A 20,305-nucleotide genomic window follows, 5' to 3' on the forward strand; every position below is an offset into this window, starting at 1 on the left:
AAAAAATGCGAGTCCTGACTAACGGGCTCGCATTTTTTACAATTCGTTTTCTTCGCTGTTCTCTGATTCCAATATTAAAATAATTGTATGAATAAAAAAACCAGTTAGAATCATAAGGAAAACTAAATACCAATTATATGGTTGATGATAGTATTCTGCTATACCAACGGCCATAAATGCACTTATGATAATTGCTACAAACATACCAAAAATACGCATTGTAACACTCCTTTTTAAAAGCAAAAAGTAATTTTCTACTTTAGTATGTCACAATTTATTTTCAATATACTTGCAAAACAAAATACTTCAGCTATATAATCATAAAAATTTAACAAAAAGAACGTTGGAAGGCCACCTCTTTCACCCGAGGTCTAACGCTTTCGTCTAGACGACGATTATGCGCTAGGTTATCCACCGGCAAAAAACCCCATAGTTTCCTTAACAATAAAAAAGCGTCACCCATTACGATGACACTTTCTTATTTTCATATGATTGTCTTGTACTTTAAGACTTTTCATCCTTAACTTTCAAAATTAATATAACGGTATTGATGAAAAAACCAACTACGATTATTAATATAAAGAGATACCAATGGAGTGGCTGTCCGTAAAAATCCCCTACCAAAAATGCCAACACAGCGCTCAATAAAATACCTACCCACACACCAATCTCCATACCTTTTCACCTCACATGTAAAACCTGGCCCTCTTTACAGACTACTCGTTATGGCTAATATATGCTTAGCAGTTTTAAGATGTGAATTTCTTTCAATCAATTATGCCTCGGCATAATTGCGTCCTGAATCGGCTTTGTGCTCAGGCATGCACGATGCAGGTCAGTTAGTCGTTATCGCATGGATGCGATGATTTTAGACTAACCTCCTTTATTAACTCCTTTCCGATTCCGTGACATCCGTCGGAGACTTTAGGCCAATACGATGTTGGTCACTCAGTCGTTGCCACAGGACGTGGCGTTCTTAGACTGAGTTCCTCTATTTCAGCAGGTGTTTGGACACCCAGTGAAAAGGTAACTTAAACCCGCATTCATCTTACCACCTATAGAAGTGGAAGACTTCTGTACCTGTTGCTACGCTTTCGGTACAAAAGACATCTGTAGCTGACGCTTTGCTTTCGCTACCAAAACACTTGTACCTGCCGCTTCGCTTTCGGTCAAAAGACTTCTGTAGCTGACGCTTTGCTTTCGCTACCAAAACATGTGCTGAAAAAAGTTAAAATTGAACATGTCTACAATACCATCGTGCATATACTGTCTGCGAGGAGGAATAAAAATCGCCGTTATAAAGAGAAGGATACACAAACAGCCCTGCTCGTGAGGCTTATACGCGCTGAGGCAGAAGGCGACGGAGAATAGGTATGTTGATGGTCGGCACTGTTAGCGTCAATCGTGTACGAGCAGATTGTTTAGATTTTGGTGATATTCGGACGGTTTCGGCATCAAAGGGGGCTGTGAAGAGACAACAAAAGGCTATGGATCAGCGAGCACGTGATTAAGTCATTAGATTGGCAAATAGAGTTATCCAAGGATAAGGGTTCCATCCAACAACTCGTTCGCTATGGTTTTTCAGACCTGAAGAAGATTGTCCTGCATAATGGTATGGTCAGTGGAACACGGGAAGATACAAAGTGCATTGCTTTTTCTCGCCTACCGAAGAGGATTGTCCTCAAATCTAAAAGAAAGAAGGTTGATAACTTATGATGCCTTATTATTGGACACCGACAACGCAACAACCAATGACTCCTCCTCCTCCAGCAACACTTCAAAACGGACGACCACCTGGACGTGAGGAATCCTATATTGAAAATATTTTGCGTTTGAATCGCGGAAAACCTGGTACCTTCCATTTTTCTTTCGAGCATGCCATTGAACAAGGTAAAAACACAAAAGTTGTGCGAGGTGTTGTAGAGGCTGCTGGTCGAGATCATGTTATTCTTCGTGAACTCAAATCAAATCACCGTTTCCTATTCCCGATGATTTACTTTGATTTTGCTGAATATGATGAGGAAATGGTTTATTTTAATCAAAATCCGTAATATATTTCACACCGCTTCCCACGGGTAAGGGAAAAATTGGCATGTTAGGATACGTCCTAGCATGCCAATTTTTATTGTAAGTTCAAGCCATATAGAACGTTCATGGGAGCTTACTATTGTTTTTCTTGTAAATACTGCAATGTTGCTTTTCCTAATGTTTTGGCAGCAATCAACATTGCACGTTCATCAAAGTCAAAGCGTGCATGATGATGAGGATATGCCACTTCCCACTCAGGCTTTTTGGCACCTGTGAAGAAAAATGTACCAGGTACATTCTCTAAATAATACGCAAAGTCCTCACCTATCATAAACGGTGGACACGTTATTATATTTTCCACTCCTGGTACATCTGCTGCAAGTCGAGCAATAAATTCTGTTTCTTTCATATGATTGTAAACAGGGGGATAGCCTCTTGTATAACGATATTCATAGCTTGCACCAAAAGCTAGACAAGTGGCATTTAGTACAGCTTCAATCTCTTTCTCCATCTGTCTACGTACTTGCTCCTCAAAAGTACGCACCGTTCCCGCTAGCACAACTCGTTCAGCAATAACATTGAAAGGGTTAATCGCCTCAAAATGGCCAATTGTTAAAACCGCTGATTTTAATGGATCAATGCGTCTAGATATAAGCTGCTGAGCATTGACAACAAACTGTGAAGCAAGAGCAACAGCATCAATAGAATGATGCGGCTCCGCACCATGACCACCTTTACCTTGAATCATGATTTCCACTTTATCCGCAGCAGCCATAATTGCTCCATCTCTAACCAAAATATCTCCCAATGGTGTTGGTGCCCATAAATGTGTACCGAAAATAACGTCTACCCCGTCTAGACAGCCATCTTCAATCATCGGCTTTGCTCCACCTGGTGCAATTTCTTCCGCATGCTGATGGATAAATACTACATTACCTGCAAGATCATCCTTCATTGCATTGAGTGCCTTAGCCAGCCCAAGTAAAGTCGCGGTATGACCATCGTGTCCACATGCATGCATTTTACCATCAATTTTTGACCTATAAGGAACATCATTTTCTTCCTGTATCGCTAACGCATCAAAATCAGCTCGCAATGCTACTGTTTTTCCTGGTTTCCCACCATGTAATGTTGCGACTACCCCACGCTTTCCTACATGCTCACGAACTTCATGTCCTAAAGCACGATGAAAAGCAGCTACATAAGCTGGTGTTTCTACTTCCTCAAAGGATAATTCCGGATATTCATGTAGATGTCGACGAATCGCAACCATTTCATCATAGTTATTATCTAGTAATGTATATAGCTTCTCCATATCACTAAACCTCTCTCTATTTGTCGAACTCTTCTGGTAATAACAGTGTACTATAAATTCTTACAATAAAAATAGGAATTAAAACTATTATTCTCTAGAAATTATATTGTGGAGAAACCGTATAAATTCTTTTTATATCCGAGCTTTTTTCATATTGGAGCATTGTCACTAGCTGTTGCAACTACCAACAAAAAACTCCCTCACATATAACGGTGAAGGAGTACGTTCATCTAAATTTTATTAACGAGCATGTTTAATGGCAGACACTATGATTAAAACCCATCCAGCTAAAAATAGTACTCCACCAATTGGTGTGACTGCGCCTAGGACTTTAATGCCACTGATTGCCAGTACATATAAGCTTCCTGAAAAGAAGACAATACCGAGGTTGAAAAAGATTCCAGCTAAATTTAACTGCTTTACCTCTCCTAGTAGTTTGGAGCTCATCAATAAGCCAACGACTAGTAAAGCAGTGGCATGAAACATTTGGTACTGAACAGCTGTTTCCCAAACCCCACGCCCATAATCGTCTAGAACTCCTTCTAAAGCATGTGCACCGAATGCACCTAATGCCACTGCCAAAAAGCCGTGGAGTGCACCTGTCACAATAAATTTTTTCATGTCATTCCCCCTACCTTTAATCAATTTCGTCTCGGCGTAATTGCGTCCGGATTTTGAATTGTGCCTGCACAATTCATTCCTTTCAAAATCCGTGACATCCGCCGGAGGCTTTGGGCCAACGTGATGTCGTTCCCTTAGTCGTGTGTTGTTGTTGTTGTTGCTGTCGCTTCGCTTTCGCACAGATAAAACCTTGTTGCTGTCGCTTCGCTTTCGCACAGATAAAACCTTGTTGCTGTCGCTTCGCTTTCGCACAGATAAATTGCCACAGGACGTGGCGTTCTTAGACTGAGTTCCCCTATTTCAGTAGGCGTTGGGACACCAACTGAAAAGGAACCATATCCGCATTCATCTAGCCACCTTCAGAGGTGGGAGTCTTCGCTGAATGAAGATAATTAAAAGTCAAAAATTGAATCGCCATTTGCCCCGTCTTCTTCTTCAATTTTTGCTGTGTATAAACTTGATTGCTTCGGCTCTGATACTAGCATTTGTGGCAAATGTTTTGACTGCGCTTTCGAAATGCCATCAGGTGAGTCTAATACCACATCACATAATGCTCGGATTGCTGTTAAAGCTTCGCGAATTTGCTGTTCGTTCCCCGTATTTTTTACACCCGATAATTGTTTTTCAAGTTGTTGAATAACGGCTTGATAAGGAATCATTGCATTCTCCCACTTTCTGCTTTTGGCACAAATTTTAGACAGTCCGTGCCCGAGGATTGTTTAACCACAACGGATGGTATTTGCTTTGTTTTAAAGCCATATGCTACACAGGCCCGTGGCGTTTGTGGGTCCCATGTTACTTTAAAATATTGACATTTGAAACAATTTACCTTCATCGTTGCCCCTCACTTTCTTCTATTATTAACTGTAACATGAATCTATAAGTGTATAAAGTAAACGATTTGTGCCAATCTACGCTAGAGACCAATCAATTGGCTGCTCTCCCCATTGTACTAGCTGTGCATTTATTTTCGAATACGGTTTACTGCCAAAAAAACCTCGATAGGCACTAAGAGGACTTGGGTGAGGTGCTTCTAAAATGGCATGAGGTGTTGAATAATTACGGATGATTGATTTTTTCCGCTGTGCTGGTTTGCCCCAAAGTACAAAAATAATCGGTTTTTCTCTTGAGGCTAATTTATCAATAACAGCATCCGTAAATTGCTCCCACCCTTGCTCTTTATGAGAATGGGCCTGACCTGCTCGAACTGTTAATACTGTATTCAATAACATTACACCTTGCTGTGACCATTTTGTTAATGTACCGTTTTGAGGGATTGAACAACCAAGATCCTCCTGTAACTCTTGCAGCATATTTCGCAAGCTTGGTGGATGTTTGATTCCTGGCATGACTGAAAAACTTAATCCGTGTGCTTGATGGGGTCCATGATATGGGTCCTGGCCTAAAATTACGACCTTTACATCATGATAAGCTGTTGTATTAAATGCATTCATGATGTCATTCATTGGTGGATAAATAGTTTGTGTTGAATATTCATGTGCTACAAATTGACGCAGCTCTTTATAGTAAGTTTTGTCTAATTCATCTGCAAGTATTGCTTGCCAATCATTCATAAATACTTGTTTCATCTTAATATAAGCCCCTTTCTCTTCTTACAACGGTACAAAAAAATAATGTCGAATTCAAGCATCAGATCAATTACACCCCAGCATAATTGCGTTCTGAGGCTTTAGGCCAACACGTTGTTTTTTGCGCGAAAGCGAAGCGACAGCGGATGGTTGGACACCTACTGAAAGAAGTTAAAACTGACCTTGTAAAAATATCTTATTCTGACTATTTTTACAGAATCAGAATAAGTCTATACTAGATGGTAATTTTAAAACTTTTATCTATAAAGGAGATCTATCATCATGGCTCTTAAAAAAACTTTAACAATTGCTGGTTCCGATACATCAGGCGGCGCAGGTATGCAAGCTGATCTTAAAACATTCCAAGAACACGGCACTTATGGCATGGTGGCATTAACGGTTGTTGTAACAATGGAGCCAAACGGTTGGGCACATAATGTAACACCATTGCCAACAGAGCTTTTACAAAAGCAAATCGATACTGCTCTTTCAACAGGCATTGACGCAATAAAAACTGGTATGCTGTCAACGGAAGAAATCATTCGTATTGCTGGTGATGCCATCTCAAAATCCGGTACGCCAAATGTTGTCATTGACCCTGTAATGGTATGTAAAGGAGAAGATGAAGTATTGAATCCTGGTAACACAGATGCGATGATTCAACATCTTTTACCATTGGCTGCAGTGACAACACCAAACCTGTTTGAGGCTGGACAATTAGCTGGAACTGGAACTCCAAACACAATTGAAGAGATGAAAACGGCAGCTCGTAAAATTCATGAACTAGGTGCTAAAGCTATTGTGATTAAAGGCGGAAAAGCGTTAGCTACTGAAAAAGCAACCGACTTATTCTTCGACGGTGAAAAATTCTACTTATTAGAATCTGAAAAAGTCGCTTCTACTTATAACCATGGGGCTGGCTGTACATTTGCTGCTTCAGTGACAGCAAACCTTGCTAACGGGCTTTCCGTGAAAGAAGCTGTTATCGAAGCGAAAGAATTCGTTTCCGCTGCAATCGCTCACGGTTGGGCGTTAAATGACTATGTAGGACCAGTTATGCACGGTGCAAAATCTCGATTTGGCGCACCACAAGTAACAGTGACAGAAATCTAAACATAAAAGGCATCTGATTAGTAAAACGATACTAATCAGATGCCTCTCTTACATATAAGCGTTCTCCATCATTTCGAGCCGATAATCCCATGGATCATTCATCGAAATGAATTGAGCCAATGCCTTACTTTCCTTTTTACGCTCTGCACGGACCTTCGCTCGTTCAGATGCAGTTTCATGTAGCTTTGCCTCCTCTACTGTTTCAGGAATGACGCGTGGAACTGGGGCTGGTTTATTATTTTCATCTAATGCGACAAAGGTTATTAATGCTGTCGCTGCTACCTTGCGTTCCCCCGTTTTCAAATTTTCAGCAATGACCTTTACGAAAACCTCCATTGAAGACGTCCCTGTCCATGTTACATAAGATTCGAAGTATACAGAATCAGTCGGGCGAATTGGATGCAGGAAGTCGACAGAATCCGTTGAAGCTGTCACACAATCTCTACGACTATGCTTAGCAGCTGAGATTGAGGCTACCTGATCGATATCACTCATATATGGATAGGTTCGGAAAACTACAGAATAGATTTTATGAAACCCTTTATAAAACTAATGTTTACGCTATTTTTTAATTATCGTGAATATCTATGTAAGAAAACAAAAGAAAACAAAAGAATACATTTGGGGAACTTTGTGGGGAACATTAATAAGAAAAAATAAAATACCGATGGGCAGGTAGGTAGAGAAATATATCTAAATTTAATTAAACAAGTCACTCAATTTTACAAAATGAGTGACTTTTTATTTATAACTAGAAAAGCCCAGGCTCAAAATTAATTAAGTACCTAGGCTTGAGTATTATTTATGTAAAACAAAATTAAGCATGATGATATTCACACCTATCTTTACTTCTATAGTTTTTTCTAGTATTTGATCTTCCTTAAAATCTATAAGTTCTTTTTCTTCTACATTAATAATTTTAGACAAGTTTTCCATCGTTAACTCGTATTCAGTTAACAAAGTATTCAATATTACTTTTACTCTTTCTTTTGCATCAAAACCTTCAAAACCAAAATTCAACATTGTTAATTTATACTCAATCTCTTCGAATTTTTGGTCTGTAATGTCAATTGAACCTTTCATTAAATTTTCTATCTCATTTATGGGCATATCAAACATTTTAGAGAGTTGTTGAAACTTTAAATTAAATTTTTGAATTAATTCTTGAAATTGCTCCCTAAGGTAATCAGATTGAGTTGGTGAATTAGTTAGAAAAGATATTTCTGTATAATATCGGGATTCATCCATTATATTACACTCCTTGCTTTATTTTGGTTGGAAATATTTATTGTATCAATATAATATTATATACTAATTGCACCATTTTCAATTTTCGAAAAAAAGAAAGAAATTGCAAAAGCTAATTTTTGGGTAGATGTAAATACAAATAAAATTTCGTGGGAAGTTGTTATGAGCAAAGGATATAAATTCAAGTCTTTTAGCGGAACGATAGCAACAACGGATATCTCTAGTGGTTTTTCACTAGGCAGAACGGATATTTCCGGTAAAAGTGGATCTATTAATATTACTAAATATGTTGGTCATGCATACCGTTCAACATTATCTGGTGCTGTTACTACAACTGGTGATTATGGTTACAATATTGGTGGAGCACGTCTACAGTGGAAGTATACAGGAAAATAAAATTAAAGGTCTGAGCCTGATACTAACTGGTTCAGACCTTTAATTTTCTATTTACTACGTCTTTGTTGAATCGTGATACACAAACCTAACATACGATCAGTTGTCATTACCCCACTTTGTAAATCCTTCAAATGTGAAGACTGAATAATACCATCCTTTACTGCCTGTGTGATATAGTTTTCAGCTTCTGTTTTCATAGCCGATGAACACGGATTCCACGTTGTATTTGTGTGCTGCTAATTCTCTAGCTACTACTTGGCAAATGGTTTCAAAGTGTTTGTCCATCAGTTCGACATCTTTTCTGCTATTAACAAAGCCAAACTCAATTAAAATAGCTGGATCATATGTGCGAGCTAACACACCTAAATCGGTACGTTTTTTCGCTCCACGGTTTGTCATGCTACTTGATTCACAAATAGCATTTACAACTTTTTGAGCAACTCCTACTTGGTCATAATACAAAACTTCTGCACCGATACTTTTTTCAACGATACCCGCAGAAGCATTTAAGTGACCAGATACAATAAAGCCATTAGTGTCTTTATTATGATGAGCAACTAAATGATTAATATTTTACGTTTGATTTTTTGAAACTTTATCCTCGTAATATGTTACTGCTAAAAAGTATTGGACAAGATTCGCTACTACTCCATAAACCATATATTAGCTTTATATGGGAGGGAGCAAAATGAAAAAGCAAAAACCTGAAGAATTAAAAGAAGAGCGAGGATTACTCTCTGGAGAACTAACCGCTTCAAAAGTAGAAGTAATTTCATCAATTGTTTTAACACTCGGTTATTCATTATCAACCCTCGCCACGATATTAGCATTCCAGGAGGAAGAGGAATTGGCTCAAGAAAAATCTTCACAAGCACAGGATCAAAATCTACAATTTAAACAAATGTATAAACAACTACAGAATGTCAACAATCGCTTAGAATCCATAGAACGAAAGCTCAACCGATATTAAAAGCCGCGATTCTCCGTCATAAAAGAGAATCGCGGCTTTTTTACTATACTATGATAATGATCTTTCCGTCTTCTTCCCTTGTCACAGCTACACATCTCAATGTCAAAGGGACGTCATCTATTGTACCAAGATAGAATTCGTTATTACGTAGTTTAAAATTCCCTTTAACATTACATGCTGCTTAACTGTCAGTTTAGGAAGAAATCATGGTCGCAGTATCTTTTCATTTGTGAAACCGTATACAATACAAAATAACACATTTTGTACAAGTTTGTTTTCACACTCATTATATTGATACATTACGATAATTTTTTCAAGAATATTGCTTAAAAATCTTAATAGATTAATAAATGCAATCAATTAAAAGAGCTTTATTACTTCTTCATACTCTTCTGTTGTGAATACTCTAGAGTTTGTAATGAAATGCATATTTTCAACACTATCTAAAGAAAAACTTGTACCTCTGCCCTCAATCGCATGAATAATCAATTGCGTATGCTTAAAATATTCATATTGCGCTCTATGAATGTAAAAAGGAACGTCACCTATTGTACCAAGATAGATATCGTTTTCACCAATTTTAAAATCTCCTTCTACATAACACATCGGTGCAGAGCCATCACAGCAACCTCCAGATTGATAAAACATGATAGCGCCATGCCTACTCTTAATTAGCTCTATCAAATTTAAACCCTCTTTTGTTGCAATAACTCGTTCTGCCATGTTGTTATTCATCCCTTGGTATTAGAAAAATCCTTGTGCTTCTTTTTTGTAGCTTACTAAAAGACATTTAGTTTGTTGGTAGTGATCTAACATCATTGCGTGGTTTTCACGACCGATACCAGAAAGTTTGAACCCACCAAATGCAGCACCCGCTGGATATTGATGATAAGTGTTTGTCCAAACACGACCAGCTTGAATAGCTCGACCTGCACGGTAAGCAATGTCACCAGAACGTGACCAAACACCAGCACCTAAACCATATTCTGTATCATTTGCAATTTCCATTGCTTCATCGAAATCTTTGAATGTAGTCACGCCAAGCACTGGACCAAAGATTTCTTCTTGGAAGATACGCATTTTATTGTGACCTTTGAAAACTGTTGGTTTAATGTAGTTACCTCCTGCAAGGTCGCCTTCAAGAATATTTTCTTCTCCGCCTATTAAGCACTCAGCACCTTCTTCTTTACCAAGTTTTAGGTAAGAAAGGATTTTTTGTTTTTGTTCGTTAGAAGCTTGAGCCCCCATCATGACTTCTGTATCTAATGGATTACCAATTTTAATAGCTTTTACGCGTTCTAATGCAAGTTCAATGAATTTATCGTAAATGGATTCTTGAACAAGTGCACGTGAAGGACAAGTACAAATTTCACCTGAGTTTAATGCGAACATCACAAAGCCCTCAATTGCTTTATTTAAATATTCATCATCTGAAGCCATTACGTCCTCAAAGAATACGTTTGGTGATTTACCACCTAGCTCTAACGTTACAGGAATAATATTTTCAGTTGCATATTGCATAATTTGGCGACCAACAGCTGTTGAACCAGTAAAAGCAACTTTTGCAATTCTTTTGTTCGTTGCAAGTGGTTTACCAACTTCAACACCAAAGCCGTTTACAATGTTAAGTACGCCTTTTGGTAGGATGTCTTGAATTGTTTCAATTAACACTAATAATGAAACTGGCGTTTGCTCAGCTGGTTTCATCACGATACAGTTACCTGCTGCAAGTGCAGGAGCAATTTTCCAAGCAGCCATTAAGATTGGGAAGTTCCAAGGAATGATTTGGCCAACTACACCTAGTGGCTCTTGGAAGTGGTATGCAACAGTGTCGTTATCTAATTGTGTTGTACGTCCTTCTTGTGCACGGATAACACCTGCAAAATAACGGAAGTGATCAATCGCTAAAGGAATATCTGCGTTTAAAGTTTCGCGAACTGCTTTACCATTATCCCATGTTTCTGCAACAGCAATCATTTCTAAGTTTTCTTCAATACGATCTGCGATTTTATTTAAAATAGATGCACGCTCAGTTGCGCTTGTTTTACCCCATGCATCTTTTGCTGCGTGTGCTGCATCAAGAGCAAGCTCAATATCTTCAACTGTTGAACGAGCTACTTTTGTGAAAACTTGACCTGTTACTGGTGTTTTATTTTCAAAGTATTGACCTTTTACTGGAGAAACCCATTCGCCACCGATAAAGTTATCATATTTTTCTTTGAAATTTACTACTGCACCCGGAGTATTAGGATTTGCATAAATCATAGTATCAATCTCCCCATATTTTATTTATGAAACCGCATACAAATTATAACGACACAATTCAATTTATATTAATCTGTTTCATGTGTCCTATATTGATACATCAAAATAGTTTTTTCAAGTAATTAACCCTAATAATAGTAGAAAATAGTTTTTTTAAAATAAAGAAATTTCCGTATTCCGTTAATAACATTTATGATTGGGTCGGCACCAAAGCCTTTCGATTTCCCTTTGTCATCTTTTTTAACTATACTTAAAGGAGAAATAATCGAGAGGAGTGTTAAGGTGCAAGAAGTACAAGTAAAAACGTTGCAGGAATTATTAAATTCTTTCGCCAACAAAGACGTTTATATTCATCTTGAGACGACGAACGGTTCTTATGCAGCACATTTTGATGAGAAATTTTTTAATGCAGGTGCTTTTATTCGCAATGCCAAAATCAACTATGAGCTTGCTAAAGTGGTAGATGATTCACCCCATCGTGTCGGATTAAAAATGGCGCATGGTTGGGTTTATGCTCAAGGCATCACACATTTCGAATTAGATGATTTAGGCCGTTTATTAATGGCTGGACTAGACTACTCTGGTAAATTGGCGATCGCACTAGAAATTAGTGAAACGCCATTTACGTATTAAGGAGGACGACTATTTGAATTTAGAGCCACAACGTCACATTTTGATTGTTTACCCTCACCCAGATGATGAGGCTTTTTCAGTTGCTGGAACGATTGCCTACTATACAAAGAAAATGAATACTCCTGTTACATATGCCTGTTTAACTTTAGGGGAAATGGGCCGTAATTTAGGAAATCCGCCTTTTGCTACGCGTGAATCCTTACCAGAAATTCGACGTAAGGAGCTTATTGCAGCTGCAGAGGCTATGGGAATACAAGATTTACGTATGCTTGGTTTCCGTGATAAAACGATTGAATTTGAAGACGATGAAAAAATGGTAAAGCTTGTTGAAGGTTTAATAGAAGAGTTATCACCTTCTCTTATCATTACATTCTTACCTGGCTTTGCAGTCCATCCAGACCATGAAGCAACAGCACGTGCCGTAGTTGAGGCTGTCCGCCGTATGCCAAAAGCTGCACGTCCTCAAGTATATGGATGTGCCTTTGCCAATGATACCATCGAAAAAAATGGAGAGCCCCATATTGTCGTCGATATTCGTGAAATGAAGACGGATAAAATTAAAGCATTACAAGCACATGCATCCCAAACAGCTTGGATGATGCAAGAAACAGAAAAACGCATCGATAACGGTGAACCAATGAGCGAAAGCTGGTTAAATGTTGAAAAGTTCTACATCGTCAACCCTGACCAATATGTAAAATAAGAACAAATGCGCTGGAGAGCCCGATGCAAAAGTAAATGCTCCACCACTTTTGCCCGAGAGATCGAAGCGAACTCAAAGATGTAGCGCTTTAGCCTAGACGACTATGCTTTAGGTTCCACTAGCAAAAAAATCCATAGTTTCCTTGATAAAAACAAAACGGTTCTGTCCTCTTTTTTAATGAGAACAGAACCGTTTTTAACTTCTTTCAGCGGGTGTCTTTTGATCGAAAGCGAAGCGGCAGGTACAAGTGTTTTGGTAGCGAAAGTAAAGCGACAGGTACAGAAGTCTCCCACCTCTATAGGTGATGAGATGAAAACGGGTTTAAGTTAATTTTCAGCAGGTGTCCAAACATCCGCTGAAAGAAGTTATGGCCTCCGGCGGATGTCACGGAATCGGAAAGGAGTTCTTTGTGCAAGCACAAAGCCGATTCCAGACGCAATTATGCCGAGGCATAATTGATTTAAGCGACTTTTAATTTCTTTAAAATATGAACAAAGAAAGTTATAGAAAATACAATAATTAGCACGACAAAGAACATATAGTGTGGAACGTGAACACCAATGATACTAACTAGCATTTTCAGCGCTATAATGCCGATAATAATAAATGCCGCCGCCTCTAGTTCTGGTATTTTTTCAATCATGATTAAAAATAAGCCTGCAATGGTTCTCATCATTAAAATCCCTAGCATCCCCCCTATTAGTAAGATCCAAATTTGATTAGAAATTGCAAATGCGGCAAAAATCGCGTCAATTGAAAAGGCAATATCCATTAGCTCTACTGAAATGACAGTCGCCCAAAATGTCCCAAAAACACGAACCATTATCCCTGATTTTTTGACTTCCTTGACACTATCCTCTGCCCCAATTCGCAAGAAATGGGCGATACAAAGCCAACCTAAATACAAAGCTCCTAACAATTTAATAAACCAAAAATCTACTAAATAAACGCCTATTCCGATAAACAAAAATCGGAAAAAGTAAGCACCCAACATACCATACATTAACGCACGTTTACGTTGCTTGTCTGGTAAATGTTTGACCAGTACTGCCAAGACGAGTGCATTATCTGCTGACAGTAAACCTTCAATAATGATGAGTGTTGATATTAACCCCCAAGATACGGGGTCTGATAAAATTTCTTTCCACATTTCCCAATCGAAAAATTGAATGTATGTAGATAGAATTCCTTGAATGATTTCCAATTACATACCCTCCTACTTGTCCTAAAGTACTCTAGTATATGCTTGACCATTTTCGTTATGAAGAAATGGGCGTTCCTTTATTTCTACAAAAATCCTTGAATGTTTGGACACCCACTGAAAGAAGTTAAAATAGACACCGAAAATTTAGAATTTACTAAAAATTAATGACAAAAAACTTATAAAATGTGCTATCATAGATAAATGTTTTAACGTATAACGGAGGATGTATACTATGGAAGCTGCTGACACTAAAACTGTGCAAGTAGAAAATATCTTAATTGCACATCATTTTTTAAAAGACGTAGTGGTGCACACGCCGCTACAAAAAAATGATTATTTATCTGAGAAATACGGAGCTAGCATTTATTTTAAACGCGAAGATTTACAGCATGTACGCTCATTTAAACTTCGTGGTGCCTATTATAAGATTAAAAAAATTGAAGAAGAGGCTCGCCACGCCGGTGTTGTTTGTGCAAGTGCAGGCAACCATGCTCAAGGTGTTGCTTACGCCTGTGCTCAACTGAAAATTCAAGCAAGTATTTTTATGCCCCAAACAACACCTAAGCAAAAAATCGATCAAGTGCGTATGTTTGGTCGCGATTATGTGGAAATTATTTTAGCGGGCGATACGTTTGATGATTCTGCAGAAAGTGCATTCGCTTACTGCGAAGAACACAATAAAATCTTTATCCATCCATTTGACGATTTTGATGTCATCGCTGGCCAAGGAACGGTTGCCGTTGAAATTATGAATGACATGGAGGAACCAATCGACTACCTATTTGGTAGTATCGGTGGCGGCGGCTTAATGTCAGGTGTTTCTGCCTACGTGAAAAACCTTTCCCCTACTAGCAAAATTATCGGTGTAGAGCCTGCTGGGGCGGGTAGTATGAAGGCTGCATTTTCAGAAGGTGGTGCAGTGGCACTTAATTGGATTGACAAGTTCGTAGATGGTGCCGCCGTGAAATGCGTCGGCCATCACACATATGATGTTTGTCGTCGCTATTTAGACGACATCGTACTAGTACCAGAAGGAAAAGTATGTACAACGATTTTAGATCTTTATAATAAACATGCCATTATCGCAGAGCCTGCTGGGGCATTATCAGTTGCAGCACTCGACTATTATAAGGAAGAAATTAAAGGCAAATCAGTCGTTATCATCATTAGCGGTGGTAATAATGACATCGGGCGTATGCAGGAGATTAAAGAAAAATCTTTAATTCATGAAGGCTTACTCTATTACTTCATCGTAAACTTCCCACAGCGTGCAGGCGCACTTCGCCAATTCCTAACAAGTGTTGTCGGACCAAATGATGACATTACAACTTTCGAATATACAAAGAAAAACAATAAAGAAAGTGGTCCTGCCTTAGTCGGCATTGAACTTGGTAATCGTGACGACTACGAAGGTTTACTAGCACGCATGAATGAATTTGGCTTCAAATACAAAGAAGTAAACAACGACATTCAACTATTCGGCTTACTAGTCTAAAATAAAGAGTCACACTTCTATGTGAGTGTGGCTTTTTTGCGGGGATGAGAGGTTTATCGAAACAATTTTGGGGTTTATCGAAACTTTTCTCTTGTTTATCGAGACTTTTCTCTCGTTTATCGAGACTTTTCAGCATTTTATCGACCAACTTTTTATAAATATCGACATCTACCTTACAAGCGACACTATCTGACCGCACCGATAGTTTGCGCCGCTTACATTTATTCCAACAAATTGGTAGGAATTACATATTCCCTGTTTTTATTTTCACCTATCGCTTCAAATTTTAGCTTTTTCAATAAATGATAAGCTGCTTTCTCTGAGTCAATATCAAAAAAATCACGAAATTGAGCATTTTTTATATTGTTGCCCACCATTAATCGAAAATCATGTAATGCGAGTAACATTGATTGATTATCAATCGATTGGCAATTGCTACAACGCCATTTCCCATGAGTGTAACGTAGGACATGGTCAAAATGACAATGCGAGCATAGTGCACCCTTCTTCAATTCATCCACTTTAATATCTAGGGTCCATTGAGTTGGTGTGTGCATCTTTAGAATATGCGTTGATAGTTCTCTCAAATCATTTTCACTTAGATAGACTTGTTGATGTTGCTGGAACAGTTGCTCTACCCTTTCAGCCAAGCCACTTACATGAATAATTGGCTGTGACAAGAAAGTGGGTGACATAATCATACTTGGATTTGCAGAAACGACTATAGTTTCAATAGGTAGATGATGCCCACTCATTTGAAATAATCGATGCAAAAACCTGGCATGTCGCTTCACCTGATCGAATGGATTACGAAAACCATCTACTCTTCCATCAGAGGTAACTCTAATAAATTGATGGTTATCTTCCATATAATCAACACGCCCAGCAATATTTTTGATTTCTACTATTAAAACAAAATTTTGCGACATGAATAATGTATCCATTTGATGTATTAATCCACCTTCAACTTTAAGCTGAACATCATGCAATAAATAATGCGCATGCTGCAAATAGATCTCTTGCCATTCTTTATCTACTCTTTGCTCACCAGCGTACCCTGCCCTTGTTCTCCTTAGCATTTCTTGAAAATAATCATACTTAGCGTGAGATTTCGGTAACCGCCTCTCAACCATTTCTAACACCCGTTGCTTCGATGAGACTTCCCGCTTTTTCAGTAGCATACTTTCACCTCCTTTAGCTAGATTATAATGCACTTTATCGATTTACCACCCAACTTTCAGCAGAAAAAACGCCCATACCTATGTATGAGCGTTTCGTCATCATGATCCTAATAACGCACGGTCTGAGTTCATTTTCTCACCGCGGATACGTTCGAACTCTGCCATTAAATCTGGAATAGTCAATTCATGCTTACGATCCTCGCCAACTTCTAAAATGATTTGACCTTTATCCATCATAATCAGTCGGTTACCTAAATCTAATGCCTGTTGCATATTGTGCGTGACCATTAATGTTGTTAAGCTATCTTTCTCAACTAAATATTTCGTAATGCGTGTAATTAACTCTGCACGAGATGGGTCAAGTGCCGCCGTATGCTCATCTAGTAATAAAATCGATGGCTTCGTGAACGTTGCCATTAATAAAGACAGCGCTTGACGTTCCCCACCAGAAAGTAAGCCGACCTTTGCAGATAGGCGATTTTCTAGATTTAGACCCAACATCTCCAACGATTCCTTGAAAAATTCTCGACGCTTTTTATCAACACCAATACGCAATCCTCTACTCTTATTACGCGAGTAAGCTAACGCTAAGTTTTCCTCAATCGTCATTGTTGGCGCTGTACCAGCCATTGGGTCCTGAAACACACGACCGATATAGTGAGAACGCTTGTATTCTGGTAAAGCCGTAACCTCGTTCCCATCAATTAAAACCGAGCCGAAATCTGGCGTTAAGGCACCTGAAATCATATTCATCATGGTCGACTTACCGGCACCATTACTACCAATGATTGTCACAAAGTCACCTGACTTTAAATGCAAATTAATTTCAGCAAGTGCGACTTTTTCGTCAGGCGTACCTTCATTAAAAACTTTATTAATGCCGTGTAATTTAAGCAAGGCCATTCCCTCCTTGCTCTACTGCATTTACTTGTGCACGCTCTGCTGCACGCTTCACCTTTCGTTTTCGTTCCTTACTTTTACTAACAAATTGAGGTAAAACCAACGCTAAAATAACAATGATAGCTGTTATTAATTTCATATCTCCCGAATCAAGGAATTCAACACGTAATGCTAATGCTAAAATGATACGGTAAATAATAGCCCCCGCAATGACAGCAAAAGTTGTGCGCATAATCGTTTTTGTACCAAAGATTGCTTCACCGATAATAACAGAAGCAAGACCGATCACAATCATCCCAATCCCCATACTTACATCTGAGAACTTCGAATACTGTGCGATTAAAGCTCCAGAAAATGCGACAAGTGCGTTAGAAAGTCCTAGCCCTAGAATAATAAGTGTATCTGTATTTGCTGAAAAGCTACGAATCATACGCTTATTATCACCAGTTGCTCGAATAGCCAGTCCGACCTCAGTTTTTAAGAACCAGTCTGCTATTACCTTAATTAAAATCGTGATGATTAATACTACAATCAACGTACTCCATGTAGACGGAACTTGCTGAATGCCGATGCTTGTTAATAGGTTATTGATCGCAGCATCGATACCTAAATTACTCCAAAATGCTTGAAACTTTGAAAATATAGTCTCTGAGTTCAATAGTGGAATATTCGGACGACCTATCGTATTTTCTGCAGTTAACCCCATGATTCGTAGGTTAATAGAATACAAAGCAATCATCATTAAAATCCCCGATAATAGTGGGTTAATTTTCCCTTTTGTGTGAAGAATCCCTGTCATACATCCAGCAATAAATCCAGCAACAATTGCCACTAAAGTCGCTAACATCGGGTGGTAGCCAAGCAGAACCATCGTCGCCGCTGTAGCCGCCCCTGTTACAAAGCTTCCATCAACCGTTAAATCCGGAAAATCTAACACGCGGAATGTTAAATACACACCAAGTGCCATAATTGCATAGATGATTCCTTGCTCCACTGCGCCAAACATTGCTAAAAACATAGTTGAATCATCTCCTAATCATTTCTTAAACTAATTTTTATTAAAAATTCTTACTTGTGCCCCATTCCCAAAATAATGGAGCTCAACATGTTAAATTGGCTCATCATCATAAAGTAAGGTTGATTTCCGTTCCGACTGGGCGCTTTCCTGGGGGCGTCCGATGAGCCGCTTCACTCGCGTTGCTCGCTCCAGGGTCTCATCTGTGACGCTAATCCCCAAGGAGTCGCCCAGTCTCCACTCCAATCAACTAATATACATGGAATACGTTTTAATAAATATCATCCCAACTTTCGATGATGAGCTCATGGATATAGGTCAAAGGGTTATCACATGACGTCGTGCTAAACCCTTAGGTATTTCTATGAATCATAAAAACTCTTTAAACTTTTCACTCTAAAAGAAGATAAAGCGGGGGCAGTTTAGTTCTCCCCCGCTTTGCTTGATCAGATGACCATATCAGTCCATTACTTTTCTAAAAGCTCTGCACCCCAAGAATCTTTAATTTCGATTTCTAAATCATCCGCTACTTTTTTATTGATTACTAGTTTTAAGTTTTGTGGGTATTGTGCTGGCATATCAGCAGGTGTTGCTTCTCCTTTTAGAATCTTCACAGCCATTTGACCTGCCTCGTAACCGATGTCGAAATATTCAAAACCATATGCAGCTAAGCCACCACGTTCAACAGAGTCAAGCTCCCCTACAATAAGTGGCAATTTATTAGCATTCGCTACATCAATAACAGATTCTAAAGCAGAAACTACTGTATTATCAGTAATAATATAGAATGCATCTACTTTACCGATTAATGATTCAGTTGCCTGTTTTACTTCCGCAGAAGTTGCCGCAGATGCCTCAACAATTGTTAGGCCTTGCTCGCCCATAACTTTTTTCACTTCTTTTACTTGTGCTACTGAGTTTTGCTCACCAGCGTTGTAGACCATACCAACGTTTTTGGCACCAAGTTCCTTTAAGAAAGCCACTGTCTTTGAAATAGTATCAGGATGTAAATCGATCGTACCTGTTACATTTTTTCCTGGCTTCTCCATAGAATCAATGAGCTGTGCGCCAACAGCATCTGTTACAGAAGTAAAGATAATTGGAATATCGCTAGTTGCTGTCGCTGCCGCTTGTGCAGACGGCGTAGAGTTAGCAAATATTAAATCTACGTTTGCACTTACTAGATTGTTTGCAATCGTTGTATTAAGACTGTTATCCCCTTGCGCTATTTGCGAATCGTACTCAACTTTTAAGCCTGAGTCTTCAATTGCTTTTTTGAACCCTTCAGTGGCAGCATTTAAAGATGGGTGCTCAACAATTTGAGTGATCCCGATTTTATATGTTTTGTCATCTGCATTGCCGCTCTCACTTGCATTATTCGTTTCTTTTCCTTTTGAATCAGATGAACTAGAGCCACCACTACCACAAGCAGCAAGCATTAAGACTAACCCAAATAACAGGAACGAAAGCTTTTTTAAATTGCATTTCACAAATAATCCCCCCGATTATTATCTCTGATATTTATCACACTTCATCCAAACAAAGTGTGAACGTATCGCTATATTATCGTTATTATCGAGGTTCGTCAACAACATTATGAATGTTCTGACTTTTATAATTGACATAATA

Annotated in this window: 29 protein-coding genes and 1 pseudogene; 9 read left to right on the forward strand and 21 right to left on the reverse strand. The window is 38.6% G+C overall.

Features of this window, described 5'->3' with window-relative positions:
* Positions 1–36: 36 nt before the first annotated feature.
* The 3 genes from ACVWXS_RS07455 to ACVWXS_RS07465 form a co-directional block, all read right to left on the reverse strand.
* On the reverse strand, positions 37–219 hold the full coding sequence (locus ACVWXS_RS07455; protein WP_068985238.1) for a hypothetical protein: 183 nt from the start codon (positions 217–219) through the stop codon (positions 37–39).
* A 285-nt stretch (positions 220–504) separates the two neighbouring features.
* The gene (locus ACVWXS_RS07460) at positions 505–675 is read right to left on the reverse strand and encodes a hypothetical protein (protein ID WP_223554434.1); all 171 of its coding nucleotides are present in this window, start codon (positions 673–675) and stop codon (positions 505–507) included.
* Between the two features lie 373 nt (positions 676–1,048).
* Complete coding sequence (locus ACVWXS_RS07465; RefSeq protein WP_456957290.1) at positions 1,049–1,210, reverse strand: hypothetical protein; 162 nt, start codon at positions 1,208–1,210, stop codon at positions 1,049–1,051.
* Between the two features lie 72 nt (positions 1,211–1,282).
* On the opposite strand from ACVWXS_RS07465, the pseudogene ACVWXS_RS07470 reads away from it, so the two are divergent.
* Positions 1,283–1,691: pseudogene (locus tag ACVWXS_RS07470) on the forward strand (cell wall hydrolase).
* A 21-nt stretch (positions 1,692–1,712) separates the two neighbouring features.
* A complete protein-coding gene (gene gerQ / locus ACVWXS_RS07475) occupies positions 1,713–2,051 on the forward strand; it encodes a spore coat protein GerQ (protein WP_368636116.1) in 339 nt (112 codons plus the stop codon).
* A 113-nt stretch (positions 2,052–2,164) separates the two neighbouring features.
* Here the strand turns inward: gerQ and ACVWXS_RS07480 are convergent, their stop codons facing one another.
* From ACVWXS_RS07480 to ACVWXS_RS07505, 6 genes are all read right to left on the reverse strand, one after another.
* Complete coding sequence (locus tag ACVWXS_RS07480) at positions 2,165–3,343, reverse strand: M20 family metallopeptidase (RefSeq protein ID WP_456957292.1); 1,179 nt, start codon at positions 3,341–3,343, stop codon at positions 2,165–2,167.
* 240 nt (positions 3,344–3,583) lie between these two features.
* On the reverse strand, positions 3,584–3,964 hold the full coding sequence (locus ACVWXS_RS07485) for a DUF423 domain-containing protein (RefSeq protein ID WP_368636114.1): 381 nt from the start codon (positions 3,962–3,964) through the stop codon (positions 3,584–3,586).
* A 134-nt stretch (positions 3,965–4,098) separates the two neighbouring features.
* Entirely contained in the window at positions 4,099–4,230 is a 132-nt protein-coding gene (locus ACVWXS_RS07490) for a hypothetical protein (RefSeq protein ID WP_456957294.1), read from the reverse strand.
* Positions 4,231–4,356: 126 nt separating this feature from the next.
* The gene (locus ACVWXS_RS07495) at positions 4,357–4,623 is read right to left on the reverse strand and encodes a YwdI family protein (RefSeq protein WP_423491189.1); all 267 of its coding nucleotides are present in this window, start codon (positions 4,621–4,623) and stop codon (positions 4,357–4,359) included.
* Complete coding sequence (locus tag ACVWXS_RS07500; protein WP_068985233.1) at positions 4,620–4,799, reverse strand: uracil-DNA glycosylase; 180 nt, start codon at positions 4,797–4,799, stop codon at positions 4,620–4,622. The genes ACVWXS_RS07495 and ACVWXS_RS07500 overlap by 4 nt, the downstream gene beginning before the upstream one ends.
* A gap of 76 nt (positions 4,800–4,875) precedes the next feature.
* On the reverse strand, positions 4,876–5,553 hold the full coding sequence (locus tag ACVWXS_RS07505; RefSeq protein ID WP_456957297.1) for a uracil-DNA glycosylase: 678 nt from the start codon (positions 5,551–5,553) through the stop codon (positions 4,876–4,878).
* Between the two features lie 282 nt (positions 5,554–5,835).
* Between ACVWXS_RS07505 and thiD the strand changes: the two genes are divergently transcribed.
* A complete protein-coding gene (thiD, locus tag ACVWXS_RS07510) occupies positions 5,836–6,666 on the forward strand; it encodes a bifunctional hydroxymethylpyrimidine kinase/phosphomethylpyrimidine kinase (RefSeq protein WP_368636111.1) in 831 nt (276 codons plus the stop codon).
* 48 nt (positions 6,667–6,714) lie between these two features.
* Here thiD and ACVWXS_RS07515 read toward each other — a convergent pair whose 3' ends face one another.
* Complete coding sequence (locus tag ACVWXS_RS07515) at positions 6,715–7,161, reverse strand: acyl-CoA thioesterase (RefSeq protein ID WP_456957299.1); 447 nt, start codon at positions 7,159–7,161, stop codon at positions 6,715–6,717.
* 303 nt (positions 7,162–7,464) lie between these two features.
* A complete protein-coding gene (locus ACVWXS_RS07520) occupies positions 7,465–7,914 on the reverse strand; it encodes an HTH domain-containing protein (RefSeq protein ID WP_456957301.1) in 450 nt (149 codons plus the stop codon).
* Between the two features lie 162 nt (positions 7,915–8,076).
* Between ACVWXS_RS07520 and ACVWXS_RS07525 the strand changes: the two genes are divergently transcribed.
* Complete coding sequence (locus ACVWXS_RS07525; protein ID WP_456957303.1) at positions 8,077–8,310, forward strand: hypothetical protein; 234 nt, start codon at positions 8,077–8,079, stop codon at positions 8,308–8,310.
* Between the two features lie 47 nt (positions 8,311–8,357).
* Here the strand turns inward: ACVWXS_RS07525 and ACVWXS_RS07530 are convergent, their stop codons facing one another.
* Positions 8,358–8,507, reverse strand: a complete 150-nt coding sequence (locus ACVWXS_RS07530) for a hypothetical protein (RefSeq protein ID WP_456957305.1) — start codon at positions 8,505–8,507, stop codon at positions 8,358–8,360.
* Positions 8,491–8,880: an N-acetylmuramoyl-L-alanine amidase gene (locus ACVWXS_RS07535; RefSeq protein WP_456957431.1), complete on the reverse strand. Its 390-nt coding sequence runs from the start codon at positions 8,878–8,880 to the stop codon at positions 8,491–8,493. Before ACVWXS_RS07535 ends, ACVWXS_RS07530 begins: the two co-directional genes overlap by 17 nt.
* Before the next feature lie 118 nt (positions 8,881–8,998).
* Here ACVWXS_RS07535 and ACVWXS_RS07540 point away from each other — a divergent pair, with 118 nt between their 5' ends.
* Entirely contained in the window at positions 8,999–9,280 is a 282-nt protein-coding gene (locus ACVWXS_RS07540) for a hypothetical protein (RefSeq protein ID WP_374963956.1), read from the forward strand.
* A gap of 360 nt (positions 9,281–9,640) precedes the next feature.
* Here ACVWXS_RS07540 and ACVWXS_RS07545 read toward each other — a convergent pair whose 3' ends face one another.
* The gene (locus ACVWXS_RS07545; protein WP_456957307.1) at positions 9,641–10,003 is read right to left on the reverse strand and encodes a DUF779 domain-containing protein; all 363 of its coding nucleotides are present in this window, start codon (positions 10,001–10,003) and stop codon (positions 9,641–9,643) included.
* A gap of 21 nt (positions 10,004–10,024) precedes the next feature.
* Positions 10,025–11,545, reverse strand: coding sequence for an acetaldehyde dehydrogenase ExaC (gene exaC / locus ACVWXS_RS07550; protein WP_374963957.1), 1,521 nt, complete (start codon positions 11,543–11,545; stop codon positions 10,025–10,027).
* 282 nt (positions 11,546–11,827) lie between these two features.
* Here exaC and ACVWXS_RS07555 point away from each other — a divergent pair, with 282 nt between their 5' ends.
* From ACVWXS_RS07555 to ACVWXS_RS07565, 3 genes are all read left to right on the forward strand, one after another.
* Positions 11,828–12,178 (forward strand): YojF family protein, encoded by a 351-nt coding sequence (locus ACVWXS_RS07555; protein WP_053484519.1) that lies wholly within the window; start codon positions 11,828–11,830, stop codon positions 12,176–12,178.
* A gap of 13 nt (positions 12,179–12,191) precedes the next feature.
* Positions 12,192–12,881 (forward strand): bacillithiol biosynthesis deacetylase BshB2, encoded by a 690-nt coding sequence (bshB2, locus tag ACVWXS_RS07560; RefSeq protein WP_368636106.1) that lies wholly within the window; start codon positions 12,192–12,194, stop codon positions 12,879–12,881.
* Between the two features lie 177 nt (positions 12,882–13,058).
* Positions 13,059–13,211, forward strand: coding sequence for a hypothetical protein (locus ACVWXS_RS07565; RefSeq protein WP_456957310.1), 153 nt, complete (start codon positions 13,059–13,061; stop codon positions 13,209–13,211).
* 130 nt (positions 13,212–13,341) lie between these two features.
* Here the strand turns inward: ACVWXS_RS07565 and ACVWXS_RS07570 are convergent, their stop codons facing one another.
* A complete protein-coding gene (locus tag ACVWXS_RS07570; RefSeq protein WP_456957312.1) occupies positions 13,342–14,085 on the reverse strand; it encodes a TerC family protein in 744 nt (247 codons plus the stop codon).
* Between the two features lie 232 nt (positions 14,086–14,317).
* Here ACVWXS_RS07570 and ilvA point away from each other — a divergent pair, with 232 nt between their 5' ends.
* The gene (gene ilvA / locus ACVWXS_RS07575; protein WP_456957314.1) at positions 14,318–15,580 is read left to right on the forward strand and encodes a threonine ammonia-lyase IlvA; all 1,263 of its coding nucleotides are present in this window, start codon (positions 14,318–14,320) and stop codon (positions 15,578–15,580) included.
* Positions 15,581–15,801: 221 nt separating this feature from the next.
* Here ilvA and ACVWXS_RS07580 read toward each other — a convergent pair whose 3' ends face one another.
* From ACVWXS_RS07580 to ACVWXS_RS07600, 5 genes are all read right to left on the reverse strand, one after another.
* Positions 15,802–16,761: a nuclease-related domain-containing protein gene (locus ACVWXS_RS07580; protein ID WP_456957316.1), complete on the reverse strand. Its 960-nt coding sequence runs from the start codon at positions 16,759–16,761 to the stop codon at positions 15,802–15,804.
* 99 nt (positions 16,762–16,860) lie between these two features.
* Entirely contained in the window at positions 16,861–17,658 is a 798-nt protein-coding gene (locus ACVWXS_RS07585) for an ABC transporter ATP-binding protein (RefSeq protein WP_374963963.1), read from the reverse strand.
* Positions 17,651–18,679 carry an ABC transporter permease gene (locus ACVWXS_RS07590; protein WP_368636100.1) on the reverse strand — a complete coding sequence of 343 codons (1,029 nt, stop codon included), beginning with the start codon at positions 18,677–18,679 and terminating at the stop codon, positions 17,651–17,653. Before ACVWXS_RS07590 ends, ACVWXS_RS07585 begins: the two co-directional genes overlap by 8 nt.
* Positions 18,680–18,769: 90 nt before the next feature.
* The gene (locus ACVWXS_RS07595; RefSeq protein ID WP_456957319.1) at positions 18,770–18,922 is read right to left on the reverse strand and encodes a hypothetical protein; all 153 of its coding nucleotides are present in this window, start codon (positions 18,920–18,922) and stop codon (positions 18,770–18,772) included.
* A gap of 221 nt (positions 18,923–19,143) precedes the next feature.
* Positions 19,144–20,166, reverse strand: coding sequence for an ABC transporter substrate-binding protein (locus ACVWXS_RS07600; RefSeq protein ID WP_456957321.1), 1,023 nt, complete (start codon positions 20,164–20,166; stop codon positions 19,144–19,146).
* Between the last annotated feature and the right edge of the window lie 139 nt (positions 20,167–20,305).

It is taken from the genome of Lysinibacillus sp. TE18511, from assembly GCF_054062295.1.